Source organism: Solibacillus sp. FSL K6-1523 (assembly GCF_038005225.1).
GTDB lineage: Bacteria > Bacillota > Bacilli > Bacillales_A > Planococcaceae > Solibacillus.
This window is the reverse complement of the sequence record NZ_JBBOSU010000001.1, coordinates 3731226-3749551: the sequence shown is the minus strand read 5'-3', so window position 1 is coordinate 3749551 and position 18326 is coordinate 3731226. Positions and strand designations below refer to the sequence as shown.

Below are 18326 nucleotides of genomic sequence, written 5' to 3'. Positions count from 1 at the left end.
TGTAAAGAGCGTATCTGCAATTTAAGGATACGTTTTTTTTTTATTGATTTTTAAATATAGTGAATTTTCCGATAATAAATAGTATAATATTTGTATACTGTTAGAGAAGGAGGCTGTAGAAATGGATAAAATTCAACTTTGTGTATGTGAAAATTGCGGACGTTCAAATGAATCCGTGACCATTAGTAATCATACAATTCATCAGCATGTAGCACAACTTTGTCCAACATGTACGCATATTTTATCCTTATCAACAAATGAAGTACGTTTTCTACAACTTGCTCGAAAGAAAAATAAACAAACATCCAATACAGAAATGCAAAAAATACATCAAAAGCTATCTATATTATTAGCAGTAGCAGGTTTGTTTGTAACAATAGTCGTTGCAGCAGCAGTTACTCAAAGTATGGAAACCCATGCCTTTACTGACCTATATGTTAATGAATCGAAAGCAAATTCTTATTTATCTTTCGCCTACATAAATGAGGAATTTTCTACTGAATAAAAAAACGCCATTTACTCAAAATGTAAATGGCGTTTTAAAATCTACAATTTTTTTTAATGAGATGCGATATCGCAGAAACAACCATATTCATCATTTCTCTAAAAGCTCTGAAACCGTAACGAATTCATAGCCCTCTTTAGATAGATAGTCAAGAACAGCATCTAATGAATCGGCAGTTGTTTGATGAATATCATGCATTAATATGATGCTATCCTTTTTCGCATTTGTTTGAACAATTTGCAATGTTTTTTTAGGATCACGGTGCTTCCAATCGAGCGTATCAATGGACCACATAACGTTCGGCACTTTTAGTAAACCTATAATTGTTTTATTATACGCCCCATAAGGTGGGCGGAATAGCGTCGTATTTTGATTGATTGCAGCTTTTACGGCTATGTCTGTTAATTGAATTTGTGATTGTACTTGTTTTACGCTAATCGATGTTAATTTCGCATGATCATATGTGTGATTACCAATTTCGTGCCCAGCATCAAAAACTTCTTTGACAGTTTTAGGGTATTTTTGTGCGTTTTTTCCGACAACGAAAAAGGTCGCTTTTGCATCATACTTCTTTAGTGTTTTCACAATTTGCGGTGTTGTTTTTGGATTAGGCCCATCGTCAAAAGTTAAAGCAATTTGTTTTTTTCCAGATGGCTTATTAGGTTTTGGACTAGTAGTACCTGTATTTTTTGGCGCTTCTCTTAATTCCATAAACGTAACATAGCCAGAGACCGTATTGCTCGTTACAAAAGCCCAACCACTAAAAGTAGTATGCATTGTAACTTCAGTGTTTTTCGGCAAATGCCCGATCAATTCACTCGAATGGCTCGCCCTGTCACGAACAGATAATCCAGCTGGCTCTTTCACAATCATTTGCTTTGTTATTGGCTTTGCTAAAGCAATTGTATCAACAAAACCAGATACATCACCGAAACGAACAAAAGCCCAACCTGCTGTATCAGTTGTATAAACCTCTACAATACTGCTTGAGGGTAAATTCCCAATAATTTCACCTTGAACATTATTAATAAGCCTGACATTTGGTTTGAATTTAGCGCTTGTTAACATGTATTGCGCAGGAGCTGTTTGTAAAGAGTTGCTCGGAACATAGCCTGTATAAAAGGTAGAATTTATTTTAGCCCAGCCATTTGATTCGGATAGGACAGTGACAATGCTATTTTTCGCTAATGTAATGACTTCATCTTGTAGGCCCTCATCAACAACGACTGTATCAGAAATTGTCATTTTTATGGCACTTATTGATTCGGCTTCAGCCTGAGCCTTAGTAAATAATTGAGGATATGTAACACACGCTGTGACAACTATCGCCAACAGTAAAAACACTTGGAACTTTTTCATTTGAAAGACACCCGCCCTTAGTAAATATAATATTAGTATACAATCCCTTTGCATAAATACAAAACAATATTCTGAATATAACTAATAATAACGATATGAAAGTTGGGAGGATAGTATGAAGCCGTTAGAATGAATAAAATGTTAAAAAGAAATCACCATTTAACAAAAAGTCAAATGGTGATTTCTTCATTATTAAAGTGTAATTGCTTTTACTTCATCAATATTTTCAAGTTGTGCCACAAAAATTAAATCTTCTGTAGTTACAGCATTATCAACGACAAGCATCATAACAGCTGAACCACCAACTTGGTCACGGCCTACTTGCATTGTTGCGATATTAATTTCTTTTTCTGCTAATTTTGTAGCTACGCGGCCGATAGAACCAGGCTTATCTTGGTTTTTAATGTAAAGAAGATTACCATTTGGAACAACGTCCACAACAAAACCTTCTACTTTAACGATACGTGCGCCAAGACCATTTAATAATGTACCTGCAACCGTATGTGTCTCTGTTTCTGTTATGATTTCAACTGTAATTAAGTTCGTGAATCCTTTAGCAGTTGTCGTTTTATGTTCATTAATTTTCATGCCGATACGTTCAGCTAAGTAACGCGCGTTGACGTCATTTACATGTGTACCGTGGTTTGTAGATAATAACCCTTTAATCGCATTAGCTGTTAAAGGACGAACATCAAAGTTAGCTACCTCACCTGCATAAGAAATGTTTAATTCCTTAATGCTTTCTTCTGTCACTTGAATTAGGAATTTTCCTAATTTTTCAGCTAAGGCAAAGAATGGCTCTACTTGTGCAAGCTTTTCTTTTGGAATTGAAGGCATGTTTACTGGGTTTGTAACGGTACCTGTTTTAAAGAATTTAATAATATCGTTAGAAACGTCCACTGCAACTGACTCTTGTGCTTCAACAGTAGATGCACCTAAGTGTGGTGTTGCAATAACTTGTGGTAATGTAAGTAATTTATGGTCTGTTGCTGGCTCTTGGATGAATACGTCAAGTGCTGCTCCAGCTACTTTCCCTTCAACGATTGCATCATATAAATCGTCCTCGTTAATAATTCCACCGCGTGCACAGTTAATAATGCGAACGCCGTCTTTCATAATAGCAAAGCGCTCTTTGTTAATAATGTTACGTGTTTCAGGTAGTAATGGTGTATGCACTGTAACGAAATCAGCTGCCGCACAAACTTCATCAACCGTTCCTTTTGTAATACCAAGTTCTTTCGCGCGTTCTTCTGTTAAGAATGGGTCGTATGCAATAACGTTCATACGTTGACCTTTCGCACGGTAAGCTACTTCAGCACCAATACGTCCCATACCGATAACACCGATTGTTTTATTTTTTAATTCCACACCTACGTAAGATTTGCGGTCCCATTTACCATTTTTTAATGTGTTGAATGCTTGTGGAATGAAGCGAGCAAGTGAAGTCATCATCGCAATCGTATGCTCAGCAGCAGAGTTTGTATTGCCGTCTGGCGCGTTTACAACAATAATTCCGTGCTCAGTAGCAGCAGTTAAATCGATGTTATCCACACCAACACCCGCACGACCAATTAGCTTTAAATTTTTTGCAGCTTCGATGATTTCACGCGTAACTGTTGTTTGAGAACGAACAAGTAATACGTCCACATCTGCAATTTTAGCAATTAATTGTTCAGGTGTTAAACCAGTATCAATAATAATATTTAAATCTAATTCAGTTTCTTGGCGAAGTGGGAAAATTCCATCCTCACTTAGTGGATCCGCGATAAATACATTAATTGTTTTCGTTGCTGTTTCTTTTAATTTTGTTACCATAATAAAAATCTCTCCCTTTACCTGTTTTGATTTTAGGCCTGCACGATGCAGGTCACGAAGGTGTTGTCATAGGACATGACGTATTTAGCCTTTGTTCCTTTTGTTTCACTACCTAGAGAGGTGGCGATTTTTTGCAAAATAAAAATAGCCCTCCACCCCTTACATGTTACTGTAAGGGGCGAAAGACTATTGAAAATATAGTATCGCGGTACCACCCTAATTCGTTGCCATAATATGTAAAAGGAAATTATGTGCAACCTTATCTATATGCGTAACGTGCATGGACCGGAATAACCTACTGAACTGTTCAGCTATTCTATTCAAGAGTGGAACATTGTCGTCGTATACACTGGTTCACACCACCCACCAGCTCTCTTTGCTATACGTAACGAAAAGTATGTCTCTATCACAATAGTTGTTCGTATTTAAATTTGATACTATCATAATACCGATTGTTCACCTTTGTCAACAGTATTTCACAAATGAATTAATGTAAATCTACTTTTCCAGTAGTAAATCACCCTTTAACCGAACTTTATTAGGCGTTACGTTTATCAATGTTCGTATTTTAAATTTCTTTATGAAAGCGTTATCGTTGTTGATATAACGGTTTTTAATTGAATTTACTGAAAACAGAATGTGGATTTTTTGATATTTTAAATTCGGTTACGCTTTTTTTGACATAATTTTGTCACGCTTTCATAATGGACTGTTTTTTATCAATAAGTTGATTTAAGAAGGGGAATTTAAAAATTGCACGAATGTGTATAACAACGCTTTCGAAAAGGGGGAGGAGAATATATGAAGTATGATGTCATCGTTGTTGGAGCAGGTTTGGCGGGACTGACTGCTACAAGTCAGCTTATTGATGCGGGGAAAAAGGTATTACTAGTCGATCAAGAGACAGAGAATTCAATTGGTGGACAAGCATTTTGGTCGTTCGGCGGGTTATTTTTAGTGGATTCACCGGAACAACGGAGAATGGGCATTAAAGATAGCAAGGAGCTGGCGTGGCAGGATTGGATTGGTTCAGCAGGATTTGACCGATTAGAGGATGAGGATAGCTGGGCATATAAATGGGCAAAAGCTTATGTGGATTTTGCTACCGAAGAAAAATATGAGTGGTTGAAATCGCATGGCATTCAGTTTTTCCCAGTAGTTGGCTGGGCTGAGCGTGGCGGTGCTTTAGCAGGGGGACATGGAAATTCTGTTCCTCGTTTTCATATTGTTTGGGGAACAGGACCCGCACTCGTTGAACCATTCGCAGAAAAAGTATTGAAAGCTGCCTCACTTGGACAAGTGGACTATATGCCTCGCCATCAAGTAACGGAGCTGATAATCGATGGAAATACGATTACAGGAGTACGAGGAAATGTTTTAGAAACGAGCGTGATTCGACGGGGAGAAGAAAGTTCTCGAGAAGCAATCGGGGCATTTGAATATTATGCGGAGGCCGTTATTATTGCGAGTGGTGGCATTGGCGCAAATATAGAGCTTGTAAAGAAAAATTGGCCTTCCCGATTAGGAAAGCCACCTAAAACGATGATTTCAGGTGTCCCTGCATATGTGGATGGACGCATGCTGCAAATAGCAGAGCAAGCTGGGGGGCGTGTAGTTAATCGAGATCGAATGTGGCATTATACAGAAGGTTTGCGCAACTGGGATCCAATTTGGAAGAACCATGGAATTCGTATTTTACCCGGACCATCCTCGATGTGGTTCGATGCAACAGGAAAACGTTTTTCTGCACCAAATTTCCCTGGATTTGATACGTTAAGTACATTGGAAGCAATCCAAAAAACAGGCTATGACTATTCATGGTTTATTTTAACGGAAAAAATGATTGAAAAGGAATTTGCATTATCTGGCTCAGAGCAAAATCCAGATTTAACGAATAAAAGCATTTACCAAATTTTAAAACGTGTATTGCCAGGGCCTCCAGCAACCGTTCAAGCCTTCAAGGATAACGGGGAGGATTTCGTCGTTGCCCACGGCTTAAAGGACCTTGTAGAAGGAATGAATCACTTAGTAGGAAGTGAATTGTTAGACTTTATGCAGATTAAAGAGCAAATTTTAGCCCGTGATCGAGAGATTGAGCATAAATTTTCGAAAGATGCACAAGTGACAGCCATTTACGGTGCGCGCAATTATTTGGGGGATAAACTAATTCGTGCAGCAAAGCCTCATAAAATGTTAGATCCAACAGCAGGACCGCTTATTGCTGTGAGATTAAATATTTTAACGAGAAAAACATTGGGTGGGCTGCAAACGGATTTAAATGGACAAGTATTAAACGACTATGGAAAGCCTATTCCAGGCTTATTTGCGGCGGGAGAAGTGAGTGGTTTTGGCGGTGGGGGGGTTCATGGTTATCGCTCATTAGAAGGAACTTTTGTTGGTGGCTGTTTATTTACTGGATTACAAGTTGGAAAACATTTGAGTAAATAAAGGATTTTTCAATTTCCGTGTCGAAATGAATGAGTATTCATAATGAAGGGGTGTATGTTAATGAGTTACGAAACAATTCAACTTGAAATAGCAGATCGAAAGGCGACGTTATCTTTAAATCGTCCGCAAGCAATGAATGCCATGGATTTTACGATGATGCGAGAATTAGCCGAATGCTTTGAATCGCTACATAACGAAAAGGATGTGCAAATCCTTGTTGTTAAAGGAGAAGGTAAAGTGTTCTCTGCAGGTGGAGACGTAAAAATGATGGTGGCATCAGAAGACTTTTCTGATTTTGGCTCGATTATGGGGACGATTACACGTCTTGTAAAAGCTTACTATACGTTACCGATGATTACGATTGCACAAATTCATGGTGCAGCAGCAGGACTTGGTTTGAGCTTAGCGTTAGGAAGCGATATTATCGTAGCAGAACAACCGAGTAAAATTGCGATGAACTTCATTGGGATTGGTTTAATTCCAGATGGAGCGGGTCATTTCTTTATGAAAGAACGCTTAGGAACGGTACAAGCAAAGCAAATGATTTGGGAAGGCAAAGTGCATAATGGGGAAGAGGCACTTGCGCTTGGTTTAATTGATCATAATGTGGAGGAAGGGATGGCAGCAGCTACGGTTGATCAGCTCGTTGGAAAATTATTAGCCTCCCCGATTTTAGCGATGATTGAGACGAAGGGGATTTTACATCAAGCGAATTTAACAGAGCTTGAAATGATTTTACAAGGTGAGGCACAAGGACAAACGAAAATGCGCCAAACTACAGATCACCTTGAAGGGATTAAAGCTTTTGTTGAAAAACGAACACCAGTATTTTTAGGGAAATAACAAAAAAAGTATCTCGTCTTAACTGACGGGATACTTTTTATTATGAATACTCTTAGACGTGGAATAAAATTAACTTGCCCGCTGAATTCACTAAACGATGCGTTTTTTCAGTAACACCATTATCGTCAATCTGTTTCTGTCCTTCAATTTTTGCCGTTTCGTCGTTTGCAAAAGTCCATACTTCATCAAATAAAGTTTCTCCAGTTTTTTCGAATGCAGTAAAACGATAATTTTCCATGTAAACCACCCTTTTTAAGCAAGATAGGTTTAATTATACACGAAATAATTTGATAATTCACGAAATAATATGAAAAAATTAGTAAATAAATAGAATTTAAGGCATGTTTATGTACGAGGTTTCGACCTTTTTTATCGTAAACTAAACAGAAAGCATGTTACAATAAATAGTAATAGAGTATAAAGGAGCGATTGCTTGTGAATGAAATTACAAAACTCCAGCCTGGTGAACAAGTGGACCAATTTTTATTAATTAAAGAGGCAAAAAAAGGAGTCACGACGGTTGGAAAGCCATTTATGTCTCTTATTTTACAAGATCGTAGTGGAGATATTGAGGCCAAGCTTTGGGATACAAATGAAGAGCATGAAAGTTTATATCGCGCACAAATTATCGTCAAAGTGGGCGGAGAAATTCATGATTATCGTGGGAAAAATCAACTTAGAATTAAACAAATTCGTCCTGTACGAGGAGACGAAGGGGTTCAAATTAGTGATTTACTACCAACATCGGCTATACCAAAAGAAGAATTATACGAGCAGTTAACACAATTTTTCTTCCAAATTCAAAATCCGAATATTTCACGAATTACACGTCATATTATGAAGAAACATTATGAGGATTTAATCATTTTCCCTGCAGCAACGAAAAATCATCATGATTATGCATCAGGTTTAATTGATCATGTTGTTTCGATGCTAAAATTAAGTAGCGCAATTTGTGATCTATACCCAACATTGAACCGTGATTTATTATATGCGGGTGTCATTTTACATGATATCGGTAAAGTGATTGAGTTATCTGGTCCTGTGGGCACTGCCTACACAGTGGAAGGGAACTTATTGGGGCATATTTCCATTATGGTCAATGAGATCGGTCTCACGGCAACTGAACTGAAAATTGAAGGCGAAGAAGTGATGTTACTTCAACACCTAGTGCTGTCTCATCATGGGAAGGAAGAATGGGGGAGCCCGAAAAAGCCAATGATTCAGGAAGCAGAAATTTTACATTATATTGATAATATTGATGCGAAAATGAATATGCTAACGCGTGCTTTAGATAAAGCGAAGCCAGGCGAGTTTACAGAGCGTTTATTCCCATTAGATAACCGTTCGTTTTATAAGCCAACTATTTAAAAAAGGACATCCACGACTTTTCGAGTGGATGTCCTTTTTATATTTACTGTTTATTGATTTTCTTGTTGGAATTTCACCATGAAATCAGCTAATGCTTGGCAAGTTTCTACCGGTACAGAATTGTATGCAGATGCGCGACAACCGCCAACTGAACGGTGACCGTTTAAGCCAACAAATCCAGCATCTTTTGCTTCAGCTAAAAATTTCTTTTCTAAAGCTTCATCTGCTACGCGGAATGTAATGTTCATTAATGAACGAGAATCTTCCGTTGCGTGACCGTAATAGAAGCCATTTGATTGATCGATTGCATCGTAAATTAATTGCGCCTTATCTTCATTGCGTTTTTCGATAGCGTCTAATCCACCTTGTTCTTCAACCCATTTCAATACTTCACCAAGCATATAAATGCCGAATGTTGGCGGTGTATTGTATAAAGAGTTATTTGCAACATGTGTATCATATTTTAACATTGTTGGAATGTTTGGATTTGCTTTTTCTAGGAAATCTTTACGGATAATAACAACTGTTACACCAGAAGGACCTAGATTTTTTTGAGCACCCGCATAAATCATCGCGAAATTTGAAACATCTACTTTTTTAGATAAAATATCAGATGACATATCTGCAATCAATGGCACATCACCAGTCGTAGGGAATGTTTTCCACTGTGTACCGAAAATTGTATTATTTGAAGTTAAGTGCACATATGCTGCATCTTGTGTTACTTCAATGTCTTCAAGTGCAGGGATGTTTTTGTAATTATTTTCTTTCGTGCTTGCTGCTTCAACTGGTGTACCGAAAAACTTTGCTTCTTTGATCGCTTTTTCTGACCATGCACCTGTTTGAATATAGCTTGCTTTTTGATCTTGTGCCAGGAAGTTCATAGGGATCATCGTAAATTGAAGGCTAGCTCCACCTTGTAAAAATAGCACTTCGTAGTTTTCTGGAATTTCGTAAAGTTTGCGTAAACGTGCGATTGCCTCGTTATGTACCGCTTCAAATGTAGCGCTACGGTGGCTTAACTCCATTACTGACATACCTGTTTCTTTAAAATCAACAAGTTCTGCCTGTGCTTTTTGTAATACTTCAAGTGGTAATGCAGATGGACCTGCATTAAAGTTATATGCGCGATTCGTTGTTACTGTCATTGGAAACACTCCTTGTGTAATTAATAAATACCTACCTTGATATTATACTCTTTTCTTGAATATGTGGGAAAATTCGCGAAATTCTATTTGGAAAGTACATAAAAGAGAATAATGAATGTTAATTATACGAATTTTGGTGTGAATATACAATAAAATGTTCGTGTTTTAATGAATAATAATGTGTTAAATTTTATAAATAATTTAGAAAATGTCGAAAAGGTGAATATTCATATATTTCACACTTAAATGAGTTACATACATTATGAGATTATATTGTTATAATTTTGATGAATATATCGTAATAATGAGGTGGTCAAATGACTGAAACTTTTCACGCTATTGCAACAGTAGCAGAAAAAAAGGCGAAAATGATTCGAACGTCAAAGTTTGGATTTTTGATGCTCGCATTTTATGGGGGATTATTTATTGGATTCGGCATTATCACATTTATTGTAATTGGAGGATTGCTATCACCTTCCAATGTACCAAGCATGAAAATTATTCAAGGGTTAGCATTTGGTGTGGCACTTTGTATGGTGACACTTAGTGGAGCGGATTTATTTACAGGGAATAATTTGGTTATGGCTATTGGAACATTAGAAAAAAGGACGGGCATACGAGATTTAATTAATGTATGGACATATAGTTATGTTGGCAATTTTATTGGTTCGGTTATTTGTGCGTGGTTATTTTTTATGTCTGGTATGGCAATAGGAGAAACCGCCAATTTTGTTGGAAAAGTGACAACGGCAAAAATGTCTGCACCTGCGATGGAACTTTTCTTTCGAGGCATTTTATGTAATGCCCTCGTTTGCGTAGCAGTATGGTGTACGTATCGCTTAAAAAATGAAGTAGCTAAAATTATGATTATTTTTTGCTGTATTTTCCCGTTTATTATGTCGGGCTTTGAACATAGTATCGCCAATATGACGTTATTTACGTTAGCGTTCTTTATCCCACATGGGGAGGCAATTACTCTGAGCGGCGCCATTCATAATTTAGTGCCAGTCACTGCGGGAAATATTATCGGAGGTGCAGTCGTTTTAGGAGTAGGGTTATGGCTAACGGAGCAAGGGAAAAGGAATAGAGATTAAGAATATATATATGTTGAACTTATGAAACTAACATCACATTAGAATGAAAATCTGACTGAGAATACGTCGCCTCCCACGGCAGCGACGCACTCAATTGAGGAAGATCTTTTAGAACAGATAGATATTATACAGGGCTGGCCTCACACAAAGCACACAGATGAGTCGTATAGATTTGTGCTAACATTGTCTGTGCGCCTCATGTGCTTGGCCAGCCTAAACTAGCAAATACTTTATTAGAAGTTTTATTAGAACATTTACATCATAAGGATAGGATCTTTTGTTTAACTTATATAGCTCAGTATGACTAGTTGAGTCTGACAATAAGTTGAGTAGATTGTTGACCCGAATAGGGCTCAAATATACTTAGTTTTGAGCGAAAAAAGTACATTAAGCAGCATCGACTTGTTATTCGTTTGTAAATATGCCAGTATAGAGGAAGTATTAACTGGAGGTTAGGATAATGGAAAAATTACCAAATTGCCCGGAATGCGGCTCAGAATATACGTATGAAGATGGACAAATGTTCGTTTGCCCTGAATGTGCACATGAATGGTCACAAGCAGAAGTAGTTGTTGAAGAAGGACTCGTTGTTCGTGATGCGAATGGAAACTTATTAGCAGATGGCGATAACGTAACGGTTGTTAAAGATTTAAAAGTAAAAGGTAGTTCATCTACACTTAAAATTGGCACACGTGTAAAAGGAATTCGCTTAGTAGAAGGCGATCATAACATTGATTGTAAAATTGATGGTTTCGGTGCAATGAAGTTAAAATCAGAATTTGTGAAGAAAAACTAAATAATAGTTCATAAGAAAAGACACAGCCAAGGTTTTAATCACCTTACAAGCTGTGTCTTATTTTGTAGATTTATTTTGCTTCAATACCAGAAAAGGCATTTTTTAAGTCAGTATCTTTTACTTTAATATCTGCTTCTTTCAGTAATTCAGCTACTTTTGTATCCCAGTCGCCTTTAGAAGCTGCGATTACTTCACGGATTTCTTCTTTCTTATCTTCTAAAGTTCCGTAATCTTTCACATCGCGCTTCTCTGTTACTTGGATAATGTGGAATCCATTAACTGTTTGAACAGGCTCACTAATTTTATTTACTTCAAGTTCATATGCAGCGTCATTGAATTCTGGTACCATCATACCAACTGTAAACCAGCCTAATTCTCCACCTTTTTCAGCTGAACCAGGGTCTTTTGAAAATTCTTTCGCTACTGTAGCAAAGTCTTCACCAGCTTCAAGTTTTTTAGCTACTTCTTTAGCTGTTGCTTCATCTTCAACTAAAATATGACGAGCATTTAACTCTTGTTTCGCTTGGTCATAATATGCTTGAATTTCTTCATCTGTAACTTCAACATCCGCAATTGCTTTTTGTTGTAAAATACTCATGCGAATATTTGTTTTTAAGCCTTCTTCAGTTAATTTACTTTGGGCTAAAGCTGCTTCTAGACCTTCGCCTAATTGTTCTTTAACACCGTTAAATTCTTCTTCAACTTCTTCTTTTGTTACCTCATATTTTTCGTTTAAAATCTTCTCAATTACTACTTGCTGTAATAATTCATTACCAGCGATTTCTTTAATTTGATTGTAAAAGTCTTCTTGAGTAATGTCGCCAATATTTGTTGACACAACTACTTCATCGCCAGGATTACTACATGCTGCTAAACCGATTGAAGCCGCTAATGTTAATGCAAAAAGTGATTTTTTCATTTTTCTTTACGCTCCTAACTTTCTTTGAATGCATTAGTTACTATAACATAAACGATTTAAAAACAAAATGGTTGCATGCAGTAACTGCCTAAGTTTTACCAAGCAACGTGCATACGATAGATGATAGATGGGAGGTGACGTGATGGGTGGCGGAGGCTATAATGGTTCTGGCTCAGGCTTTGCACTATTAGTCGTATTGTTCATTTTATTGATCATCGTAGGTGCAGCGTTTATTTACTAATTTAAAAAATGGATAGATATAGCAAATGATGATTCCATGGATTTTTTAAAAAATTGAGGAATACCCATTTTAATTTACATTGGTAAATGAGATGCAAAAAAGGTGCTCACTTTAATGTGTGCACCTTTTTAATTTTCATTCAGCAATAAGATTGAATACTCTAGCCTAAGTATATTCCAAAATCTGAATGAGAGTTAGCCTTGGCGTAATGGAATACTATACGGCCATTAAAACTTCTACATATAAACAAATCAATAAAATCGTAATGAGTATATTAATTGTACGGAATATTTTTGGCTGCTTTTCTTCAGGAATGTCTTTTTGAATACAAAGAGCAGCTGTCATCCGATTAATTTGGAACAAGTATAAAATTGAAAATAGAATGACAATTAGTAATAGCAAATTTACTCCTCCCCCTTACAATCTTAAAATGTGTATGAAGTACCTTTTATAAGTTCAAAGGTACAAGAATTTCATAGCCTCTAGGTGTTTCCTCGATTATAGCATTCTTTGGTGCTGACATTAAATGTTTAACATATAAAATATCCATTAAACAAATGCAACAATGAAAAGCCAATAAAAAACTAATATAATGAGCGTATTGAGGGATATATAAACCTCCAATCACAAGTGCGGTGTTAATTAAAATAAACGGTGTGAGTAATGTAAATATATACAATTTTTTAGAAATGCTCTGTTGCAATTGCATATGAATAATCGGAATAAAAATGTAACGGATTTTAAAGTGAAAACCAATCGATTTTCGGTGTTTAAATAAAGCGAAATAGTGCAGCGCTTTATGAATTGGATAAATGAATGGGGTGATTAATATGATTAACCATAAATAATGAGCTTCATGACGCGCAATAAATTGAAAGCTCAATGCAATATAAGAAAAGCAAAACACTAAAATAAAAACAAGACAAGCCAATATATAGATTCTTGCTGTACCATATTCACGCTCAATATTAATTGTTTTCCAACAATGCACGAATATCCTCCTAACATGTAACGTAATGAATTGAATGAAAAATAAATCTATATAGGTTGAATAAAAGATTCTAACCTTTCATGTAAGTGTTCTCATAAAACTTCTAATTAAAGTATTCGCTAGTTAAGGCTGGCTAAGCACATGAGGCGCACAGGTTTGTTGCACAAATCTGTACGACTCATCTTTGTGCGCATGTAGCAAGGCCAGCCTCCATTTAAAAGTCGGCAATCTGAAACTTTCTGCACATGGTGCGTCGCTGCCGTGGGAGGCGACGTTTTCTTAATTAGATTTTCATTCTAATTGGATGATTGTTTCATAAGTGCAACATATATAGTTTAAATCGATTGTGTATGTTTTCCCATCATACTACATAAATTAGAGGCAGTCGTACAATATATCTCAATTGAAAAAAAGAGTGTAACGAGACACTCTTTTTTTCACTTCTATTAGATTGGAGTAGTATGTTTTACTTCTTTAAATGTATCTTTAAAATCTTGGAAGGATCTTTCGAAAATTTCGATAAAGTCCTCGCCATAAATATTACGAATAACCGCCATAACATCTAAAAACTCAGGAAACCTTCCGTAAAGTTCCTTTAATGGTAATGAGCCTTCTAAAATTGAATGCTCTGTATCATGGTAATGTTCATACATTCGTAAAATCAGCTCGGAGCCTTTTGGTGTAAGTTCTACGTAAGTATTGCGCTTATCATCATCACGTTTTGAAAACGTTAACAAACCACGCTCTTCTAACTTTTTAGAGAAGTTGAAAGCAGTCGATACATGCATAACGCCGAATTTAGCAACATCAGAAATGGAAGCGCCTTTTAAATGATAGGAAATCCACAAAATATGATGTTCATTAATATTTAAATCATAGGGTTTAATCCATGTTTGCCAATCTTTTTCAACAGCTTTCCAAAGCGCTTTAGATAGCTGTGCAATTCGTTGGCTAAATAACATAGCCTCTTTCTGTGTGTATAATTCATCAGACAAAGCAATCACCTTCTTCTTTCCATTGTATGTTTTGAAAATATTATAGCAATAAAAGAATAAAGTTTAAAGTTAGAAAAATTAAATAATTGGTAATTGACTGATAAATGATAAAAAAAGATATTTAAAGGGCTTAAATCGCAATAAAAATGATATGATGCACTTCTTTTTACCTATCGCTTCGAGCTACATTATTATTCGTTATTTCTATTAGAAGGGATATTTTTCTCGATTTCACTAATAGAATTCTGTAACTTCTCGATTTCTTGTTTTAAAGTAAAAGTTTCAGGTTCGATTTCTTGTTTAAACTGAGTCAAACTTACCTTTAAGTCATTTATTATACTAGGCATGTTATTTTGGGCTTCTGAAGAAAGAGTGGATATCGATTGTTTCACATTGCCGATTTCAGAAGCCAAATCTGCAAGCTTGGATTTGGCGCTCGCTAAATTTGTTGTGATATTTTTGCGAAGCTGTGTACCCGATTGGGGAGTAGATAATAAAATAGCAGCTGCACCTCCTACTAATCCAGCAGATAAACCAATTAAAAATGTTTTTGTTTGCATTTTGTGTCGTCCTTTCCTTTAAATATGTACATGAAGTAATTTCCATAAACTACTTATATTAAACCATGAAATGAGCAAATGAAAAAGAAGCTACGTAGCTATTAAATTATAGCTTCGTAGCTTCGAGAATTATGCTTGTGACAATGAAGTTTGGAAGTTAGAACGCTTCACTAACTTTTGGATGATTGGGTAAATGATGATGAACGCCACACCATTGAATACTACTGCTGGCAATACAACACCAGAAAATAAAATCAAGAAAGGTGAGCCCACATCTGTTCCCATTGCAAATAATGCAACAGATAAGAAAATTGTCCCTGAAATTAACGTACCAATTCCGACTGAAATTGTTGTAACGGCTAAGTTTGTAGTTAATTTTTTAATTACTAACACAATCGCTAGAAATACAAATGCTGTTACAAATTTATCAACTACATTCGGTAGGAATCCTGCAGGGAAAGTAGTAAATAATCCTGATAGAACACCAGAGCTTAACCCTAATAAGAAAGTTTCCTTAAATGTAGGGAATAGTAAAATCCCAATAAACATCATCGTTAATATGAAATCTGGTTTCATTCCTTGTACGATACCTGGGATCACAATATATAGTGCCGTCCCAATTCCAATTAAAAGCGCCATTAAAACTAAATTTTTTGTATTCATCTGTCTCGTCTCCTCTAACTTTTCTAAGCTAATTTGGTTCTCCTAATGTGCACTCATTGCCATTAGCGAAAACTTATACATGATTGTACGCAATGTTGAAGGAAATTGCAATCCTATTAAGTAGTTAATCTTATATATTTTCTTTAATTTGCCCTGCAATTGCAGTTAAAACTTCAGTAGGGAATTCAGCTTGTCTACTATTCCATTTCACTTGCAAACCATCTGTTTCATCGTAGCGTGGAATAAGATGGAGGTGGTAATGGAATACCGTTTGTCCAGCTGCTTCACCATTATTGTTCACCGTATTCATGCCTACCGGATTAAACGCTGCTTTAATCGCATTGGCCACTTTTGGTGCAGCTGCATATAAATTACGTGCCACTTCTTCCGGCATTTCAAATAAATCTTTGCAATGCGTTTTAGGGATCAGTAATGTGTGACCTTTCGTTAATGGCATAATATCCATAAACGCAAATACTTGCTCATCTTCATACACTTTTAAGCTTGGAATTTGACCGTCAATAATTTTACAAAATAGGCAATCACTCATCATGCTCGACTCCTTATAAGAAAGATTTTCTCTATTTTACCATATGTGAACTGAATATTTTTGGCTTTTTTGATAAAATACATTATATAAAGAGGAGTGACGACTGTGACAATTTTACACGTACAAAATGTAACAGGTGGCTATACGCGTAAACCTGTAATTCAAGATTTATCTTTTGAAATGAAAAAAGGGGAATTAGTAGGATTAATCGGGTTAAACGGAGCGGGGAAAAGTACGACGATTAAACATATTATCGGGACATTATTGCCGAGAGCAGGCGAAATCCGCTTAAATGGTGTGACATTAAAGGAAAACATGGATCAGTATCGTTCTAGTTTTTCTTATATTCCTGAAACACCTGTATTGTATGAAGAACTAACATTAAGAGAGCATCTAGAATTAACGGCAATGGCTTATGGTTTAGATGAAAAAACTTTGGCGGAACGTTCAGAAGTATTACTTAAAGAGTTCCGAATGGAAAAACGTTTAAACTGGTTCCCATCGCATTTCTCAAAAGGGATGCGTCAAAAAGTAATGATTATGTGTGCGTTTTTAGTCAATCCAAGCTTATACATTATTGACGAACCATTTGTAGGACTTGATCCACTTGGCATTCAATCATTGTTGGATCAAATGGACGCGAAAAAACGCGCTGGAGCCGCTATTTTAATGTCGACGCATATTTTATCGACCGCCGAAAAGCATTGTGACCGCATTATATTACTTCATGAGGGGCGTGTCCGTGCACAAGGAACGATGGACGATTTACGTAAAGCATTCCAAATGCCAAATGCGACCCTCGATGATTTATATATTGCGATGACGAAGGAGCAAGACAATGAACAGCATGCATAGTGTTTGGGCGAAGCGGTTTGAGCATTATATAGGCGAAATTATGAAGTATATGCGTTTCGTATTTACGGGACATATTGCCATTGTTTTTGTCTTTATTATTGGCGCGGGTGGCTATCAATATAGCGAATGGCTAAAAGTAGTGCAAAATGATTTCCCTGCAGAGTGGCTCGTGGCAATACTTGTCGGTTGTATACTTACACTTAGCCGTCCTATTACACTATTGAAAGAACCGGATCAAGTATATTTACTGCCACTAGAATCTCAAATGCCGCAGTATTTTAAAAAGGCGAAAAATTGGACGTTTTGGTCTCAGGTTTTATTGCCAGCAGTCATTTATATCATCACAATTCCGTTGTTAAAAGAAGTGACGGTGCTAACGACGAAGCAAATATGGTTCGGGGTATTGTTCGTTGCCATTTTGAAGTTTTTAAATGTTCGTAGTGAGTTTGCGTATCGTTATGTAAACCGCGGACACGCTATTTGGATGGACCGACTTGTTCGGGCAGTTATTTCAATTTTAGCAATTCAAACGGTATTAACAGATGGCATTTTTGCTATACTCTTTTTAATTATGCTTGCCTATTATGTCATGACATTGCACAAAAAGATGAAAAATCAACCGGTTCCTTACGAACATTTTATTAAGCTTGAACAAAATCGGATGATGGGCTTTTATCGTTTTGCGAATTATTTTACGGAAGTGCCCCATTTAAAAGGGTCTATTAAGCGCAGAGCTTGGTTAGATATCGCTTATAAATGGATTCCTTATAAAAAGGAAAACACCCAGGCGTATCTTGTATTCCGTACTTTCATTCGAACGGATGACCACTTTTATTTATGGGTTCGTTTGACTGCTATTTCCGCAATTATTGCGATGTTTGTCAACATTCCATTTGTCACGTGGATTGTTGTCGGTGCGTTAGCATTTGCTACGACTTTGCAATTGAAGTATGCGCTGTTATCAGCAGGGGAATTCCGTATGGATATGCTGTATCCGATCCCGAGAGAAACGCGAAAACAAGTGGTTACGAAATTGGTCCGATTACTTGCTATAAAACAGGCAATCATTGTGACGATTTGTGCGATCATGCAGCCGCAATTTTTTATTATCCCAGTTGTAATTATACTAGTAAGCGAACTGACAATCAGATTATCGAAATAAAAGAAGGGTCA

Annotated in this window: 20 protein-coding genes; 9 read left to right on the top strand and 11 right to left on the bottom strand. The window is 36.5% G+C overall.

Going from position 1 to position 18326, the window contains the following annotated elements:
• Positions 1 to 121 precede the first annotated feature (121 nt).
• Positions 122 to 505 carry a DNA polymerase III subunit delta gene (locus MHI10_RS18020; RefSeq protein ID WP_340787877.1) on the top strand — a complete coding sequence of 128 codons (384 nt, stop codon included), beginning with the start codon at positions 122 to 124 and terminating at the stop codon, positions 503 to 505.
• 90 nt (positions 506 to 595) lie between these two features.
• Here the strand turns inward: MHI10_RS18020 and MHI10_RS18015 are convergent, their stop codons facing one another.
• Positions 596 to 1864 carry a polysaccharide deacetylase family protein gene (locus MHI10_RS18015; protein ID WP_340787875.1) on the bottom strand — a complete coding sequence of 423 codons (1269 nt, stop codon included), beginning with the start codon at positions 1862 to 1864 and terminating at the stop codon, positions 596 to 598.
• 192 nt (positions 1865 to 2056) lie between these two features.
• Complete coding sequence (serA, locus tag MHI10_RS18010) at positions 2057 to 3679, bottom strand: phosphoglycerate dehydrogenase (protein WP_340787873.1); 1623 nt, start codon at positions 3677 to 3679, stop codon at positions 2057 to 2059.
• 801 nt (positions 3680 to 4480) lie between these two features.
• On the opposite strand from serA, the gene MHI10_RS18005 reads away from it, so the two are divergent.
• Together MHI10_RS18005 and MHI10_RS18000 are read left to right on the top strand one after the other, a co-directional pair.
• Positions 4481 to 6127, top strand: coding sequence for an FAD-binding dehydrogenase (locus tag MHI10_RS18005; RefSeq protein WP_340787872.1), 1647 nt, complete (start codon positions 4481 to 4483; stop codon positions 6125 to 6127).
• 60 nt (positions 6128 to 6187) lie between these two features.
• Positions 6188 to 6970, top strand: a complete 783-nt coding sequence (locus MHI10_RS18000; RefSeq protein ID WP_340787870.1) for an enoyl-CoA hydratase — start codon at positions 6188 to 6190, stop codon at positions 6968 to 6970.
• A 52-nt stretch (positions 6971 to 7022) separates the two neighbouring features.
• Here MHI10_RS18000 and MHI10_RS17995 read toward each other — a convergent pair whose 3' ends face one another.
• A complete protein-coding gene (locus tag MHI10_RS17995; protein ID WP_099425189.1) occupies positions 7023 to 7208 on the bottom strand; it encodes a YhzD family protein in 186 nt (61 codons plus the stop codon).
• A 197-nt stretch (positions 7209 to 7405) separates the two neighbouring features.
• Here MHI10_RS17995 and yhaM point away from each other — a divergent pair, with 197 nt between their 5' ends.
• Positions 7406 to 8341 carry a 3'-5' exoribonuclease YhaM gene (gene yhaM, locus MHI10_RS17990; RefSeq protein WP_340787862.1) on the top strand — a complete coding sequence of 312 codons (936 nt, stop codon included), beginning with the start codon at positions 7406 to 7408 and terminating at the stop codon, positions 8339 to 8341.
• 50 nt (positions 8342 to 8391) lie between these two features.
• On the opposite strand, the gene serC is transcribed toward yhaM, so the two are convergent.
• Positions 8392 to 9489: a 3-phosphoserine/phosphohydroxythreonine transaminase gene (gene serC / locus MHI10_RS17985; protein ID WP_340787857.1), complete on the bottom strand. Its 1098-nt coding sequence runs from the start codon at positions 9487 to 9489 to the stop codon at positions 8392 to 8394.
• Between the two features lie 317 nt (positions 9490 to 9806).
• On the opposite strand from serC, the gene MHI10_RS17980 reads away from it, so the two are divergent.
• Both MHI10_RS17980 and MHI10_RS17975 read left to right on the top strand, forming a co-directional pair.
• A complete protein-coding gene (locus MHI10_RS17980; protein ID WP_340787854.1) occupies positions 9807 to 10583 on the top strand; it encodes a formate/nitrite transporter family protein in 777 nt (258 codons plus the stop codon).
• A gap of 460 nt (positions 10584 to 11043) precedes the next feature.
• Positions 11044 to 11379, top strand: coding sequence for a zinc ribbon domain-containing protein YjdM (locus tag MHI10_RS17975; RefSeq protein ID WP_340787851.1), 336 nt, complete (start codon positions 11044 to 11046; stop codon positions 11377 to 11379).
• A gap of 70 nt (positions 11380 to 11449) precedes the next feature.
• Here the strand turns inward: MHI10_RS17975 and MHI10_RS17970 are convergent, their stop codons facing one another.
• Positions 11450 to 12298, bottom strand: coding sequence for a peptidylprolyl isomerase (locus tag MHI10_RS17970; protein WP_340787850.1), 849 nt, complete (start codon positions 12296 to 12298; stop codon positions 11450 to 11452).
• Positions 12299 to 12440: 142 nt separating this feature from the next.
• Here MHI10_RS17970 and MHI10_RS17965 point away from each other — a divergent pair, with 142 nt between their 5' ends.
• Complete coding sequence (locus MHI10_RS17965; RefSeq protein ID WP_083493702.1) at positions 12441 to 12539, top strand: YjcZ family sporulation protein; 99 nt, start codon at positions 12441 to 12443, stop codon at positions 12537 to 12539.
• A gap of 216 nt (positions 12540 to 12755) precedes the next feature.
• Here MHI10_RS17965 and MHI10_RS17960 read toward each other — a convergent pair whose 3' ends face one another.
• The 6 genes from MHI10_RS17960 to MHI10_RS17935 form a co-directional block, all read right to left on the bottom strand.
• Complete coding sequence (locus MHI10_RS17960) at positions 12756 to 12941, bottom strand: hypothetical protein (RefSeq protein ID WP_340787848.1); 186 nt, start codon at positions 12939 to 12941, stop codon at positions 12756 to 12758.
• A gap of 46 nt (positions 12942 to 12987) precedes the next feature.
• Positions 12988 to 13530, bottom strand: a complete 543-nt coding sequence (locus MHI10_RS17955) for a DUF3267 domain-containing protein (protein ID WP_340787846.1) — start codon at positions 13528 to 13530, stop codon at positions 12988 to 12990.
• A 446-nt stretch (positions 13531 to 13976) separates the two neighbouring features.
• Positions 13977 to 14531: an HTH-type transcriptional regulator Hpr gene (locus MHI10_RS17950; RefSeq protein WP_340789280.1), complete on the bottom strand. Its 555-nt coding sequence runs from the start codon at positions 14529 to 14531 to the stop codon at positions 13977 to 13979.
• A gap of 185 nt (positions 14532 to 14716) precedes the next feature.
• Positions 14717 to 15085 (bottom strand): YtxH domain-containing protein, encoded by a 369-nt coding sequence (locus MHI10_RS17945; protein ID WP_340787843.1) that lies wholly within the window; start codon positions 15083 to 15085, stop codon positions 14717 to 14719.
• A 129-nt stretch (positions 15086 to 15214) separates the two neighbouring features.
• Complete coding sequence (locus MHI10_RS17940) at positions 15215 to 15748, bottom strand: tryptophan transporter (protein WP_340787840.1); 534 nt, start codon at positions 15746 to 15748, stop codon at positions 15215 to 15217.
• A 130-nt stretch (positions 15749 to 15878) separates the two neighbouring features.
• Positions 15879 to 16298 carry an HIT family protein gene (locus MHI10_RS17935; RefSeq protein ID WP_340787839.1) on the bottom strand — a complete coding sequence of 140 codons (420 nt, stop codon included), beginning with the start codon at positions 16296 to 16298 and terminating at the stop codon, positions 15879 to 15881.
• A gap of 105 nt (positions 16299 to 16403) precedes the next feature.
• On the opposite strand from MHI10_RS17935, the gene MHI10_RS17930 reads away from it, so the two are divergent.
• Both MHI10_RS17930 and MHI10_RS17925 read left to right on the top strand, forming a co-directional pair.
• Complete coding sequence (locus tag MHI10_RS17930; protein WP_340787835.1) at positions 16404 to 17153, top strand: ABC transporter ATP-binding protein; 750 nt, start codon at positions 16404 to 16406, stop codon at positions 17151 to 17153.
• Positions 17137 to 18315, top strand: a complete 1179-nt coding sequence (locus tag MHI10_RS17925; protein WP_340787834.1) for an ABC transporter permease — start codon at positions 17137 to 17139, stop codon at positions 18313 to 18315. The genes MHI10_RS17930 and MHI10_RS17925 overlap by 17 nt, the downstream gene beginning before the upstream one ends.
• The last annotated feature ends 11 nt before the right edge of the window (positions 18316 to 18326 follow it).

Coding starts and splice junctions, on each gene's coding strand:
- MHI10_RS18020 (WP_340787877.1), top strand. CDS start 122: ATGGATAAAATTCAACTTTGTGTATGTGAAAATTGCGGACGTTCAAAT.
- MHI10_RS18015 (WP_340787875.1), bottom strand. CDS start 1,864: ATGAAAAAGTTCCAAGTGTTTTTACTGTTGGCGATAGTTGTCACAGCG.
- serA (WP_340787873.1), bottom strand. CDS start 3,679: ATGGTAACAAAATTAAAAGAAACAGCAACGAAAACAATTAATGTATTT.
- MHI10_RS18005 (WP_340787872.1), top strand. CDS start 4,481: ATGAAGTATGATGTCATCGTTGTTGGAGCAGGTTTGGCGGGACTGACT.
- MHI10_RS18000 (WP_340787870.1), top strand. CDS start 6,188: ATGAGTTACGAAACAATTCAACTTGAAATAGCAGATCGAAAGGCGACG.
- MHI10_RS17995 (WP_099425189.1), bottom strand. CDS start 7,208: ATGGAAAATTATCGTTTTACTGCATTCGAAAAAACTGGAGAAACTTTA.
- serC (WP_340787857.1), bottom strand. CDS start 9,489: ATGACAGTAACAACGAATCGCGCATATAACTTTAATGCAGGTCCATCT.
- MHI10_RS17980 (WP_340787854.1), top strand. CDS start 9,807: ATGACTGAAACTTTTCACGCTATTGCAACAGTAGCAGAAAAAAAGGCG.
- MHI10_RS17975 (WP_340787851.1), top strand. CDS start 11,044: ATGGAAAAATTACCAAATTGCCCGGAATGCGGCTCAGAATATACGTAT.
- MHI10_RS17970 (WP_340787850.1), bottom strand. CDS start 12,298: ATGAAAAAATCACTTTTTGCATTAACATTAGCGGCTTCAATCGGTTTA.
- MHI10_RS17965 (WP_083493702.1), top strand. CDS start 12,441: ATGGGTGGCGGAGGCTATAATGGTTCTGGCTCAGGCTTTGCACTATTA.
- MHI10_RS17945 (WP_340787843.1), bottom strand. CDS start 15,085: ATGCAAACAAAAACATTTTTAATTGGTTTATCTGCTGGATTAGTAGGA.
- MHI10_RS17940 (WP_340787840.1), bottom strand. CDS start 15,748: ATGAATACAAAAAATTTAGTTTTAATGGCGCTTTTAATTGGAATTGGG.
- MHI10_RS17935 (WP_340787839.1), bottom strand. CDS start 16,298: ATGAGTGATTGCCTATTTTGTAAAATTATTGACGGTCAAATTCCAAGC.
- MHI10_RS17925 (WP_340787834.1), top strand. CDS start 17,137: ATGAACAGCATGCATAGTGTTTGGGCGAAGCGGTTTGAGCATTATATA.